This window comes from Xenorhabdus innexi (assembly GCF_002632485.1).
Classification (GTDB): domain Bacteria; phylum Pseudomonadota; class Gammaproteobacteria; order Enterobacterales; family Enterobacteriaceae; genus Xenorhabdus; species Xenorhabdus innexi.
Window position 1 is genome coordinate 1 of sequence record NZ_NIBU01000169.1, and the last position, 1430, is coordinate 1430.

At 53.3% G+C, this 1430-nt stretch carries 2 protein-coding genes; both read left to right on the forward strand.

All coding sequences use genetic code 11. From position 1 onward, the window contains the following. Positions 1-492: transposase (locus Xinn_RS20785; protein ID WP_211286046.1), on the forward strand; the 492-nt coding region annotated here is incomplete at its 5' end. A 20-nt stretch (positions 493-512) separates the two neighbouring features. Then, a partial coding sequence (locus tag Xinn_RS20790; RefSeq protein WP_153043433.1) for an IS3 family transposase occupies positions 513-1430 on the forward strand: 918 nt, incomplete at its 3' end.

Sequence of the window (1430 nt, forward strand, 5' to 3'; positions counted from 1 at the left end):
GAGAAAAAAATGACACGTATTTCACCTGAACGTAAATCTGCCGCACTGGCTAAATTGCTACCACCGTACAACATGACTGTGACTGCGGTTGCACAAATGGAAGGCATCTCGGAAGCCACCTTGTATAATTGGCGTAATCAGGCAAAAGCAGAAGGAAAACCCGTGCCCGGCGCAGACAAAACCCCAGACCAATGGTCAGCAGAAGCCCGGCTGGCGACCATTATTGAAACGGCCACACTCAGTGCGACTGAATTAGCCGAATATTGCCGTAAGACAGGACTCTATCCTGAGCAAATTCAGCAATGGAAACAGGCGTTCTTACAAGTGCCCGCCCGTGACGATAAGGCGGCATTAAAACGGAGCCAGCAAGAAAACAAACAACTGAAACGTGAACTGGCCCGTAAGGAGAAAGCTCTGGCGGAGGCGGCAGCGATACTGGTTTTGCGAAAGACGTTGCAGGCACACTTCGGGATGGACAACGAGGAAAACTGACGGGTACTGAGGATCGTCAGGTGATTAGGAATGCGGTGTGCAAAGCGGTCAAGGCCGGTGCCCGGTTGGCGGTGGCGCTCAACGAGCTCCCGTTGAGTTTACGTACCTGGCGGCGTTGGCAAAAAAGTCCGGAAGACAAGCGGTCGTTGGCTGCCCGGCCTGCGCCTGCAAACCGATTAACCGCCGAAGAAGAGCAACAAATCCTGGCGGTTTGTCACCAGGCGGAATACGCCAGCTTGCCCCCTTCCCAAATTGTGCCACGTCTGGCCGATGACGGGGTCTATCTGGCGAGTGAATCCACCTTTTACCGGGTATTACGACGCCATGGTGAGGTTCATCACCGGGGACGGAAGCGGACGGCACACAAAAGAGGAAAACCGACCACATGGACAGCCACTGCCCCCAATCAGCTTTGGGCATGGGATATTACATGGCTCCCGTCAACAGTCAAAGGCCGCTGGTTTTATCTGTATATGATACTCGATATTTTTAGCCGTAAAATCGTGGGTTATGAAGTCCATGAGGCCGAGAGTGGTGAATTAGCCGCAGCATTGGTACAACGCACAGTCTGGAAGGAACAATGCTGGCGTGCCCCGCTGATATTGCATGCCGACAATGGGGCTGCGATGAAATCCCAAACCCTGCAGGTCAAACTTCAGGAACTGGCTATCACGCCGTCACATAGCCGCCCGCGGGTTAGCAATGATAATGCCTATGCAGAATCGCTGTTTCGGACGCTGAAATATGTGCCGACCTGGCCGGAAGGCGGCTTCTGTGATCTGACTAAGGCGCGTATCTGGGGGGATAATTTTACCGGCTGGTATAACGAGGAGCACCGTCATAGTGGGATAAATTATGTGACACCGGGCCAACGGCACAGAGGCGAAGACAAAGTCATTTTAACACAGCGGGATGGCGTTTATCGCCAGGCTAAACTC